General features: G+C 62.8%; 1 protein-coding gene. It reads right to left on the bottom strand.

All coding sequences use genetic code 11. The features are described from left to right. A partial coding sequence (locus AC3XQU_RS23175; protein ID WP_489876506.1) for a hypothetical protein occupies positions 1 to 387 on the bottom strand: 387 nt, incomplete at both ends.

Below are 387 nucleotides of genomic sequence, written 5' to 3'. Positions count from 1 at the left end.
CACGTGTCCGCCTCCAACCATCTATCGACGCGTCAGCCAAAACGAGGTGAACCGCGGCCGCACCGAGCACCCATCCGACAGCAGTTCTCCAGCCGTACAAGAAGTCTCGGTCGGCCAGTTCGGCGAGTGCACCGATGCCGAACACGAGGTACAGGCCGAACAGCACCCCGTGCGCCAACGCGGTCATTGGGATACGGGGTACGAATATGCCTAGCAGTCCAACGGCGCCGGCGGTGAGGAAGATCCATCCCCACATATCGAACGGGAGCGCAGCCTCGATCACCGACAACGAATCCGGCGTGAGGTCAGCTGGGAGTCGGATGTAGTCGAGACCACGCGCGACTGCGACAACGAGAGCACCCGACTGCAGGAGTTCTGCAGGCAGGG

The sequence above is a fragment of the Telluria sp. AZSoR62 genome, assembly GCF_058111565.1.
This window is presented reverse-complemented; position numbering and strand designations above follow the sequence as displayed.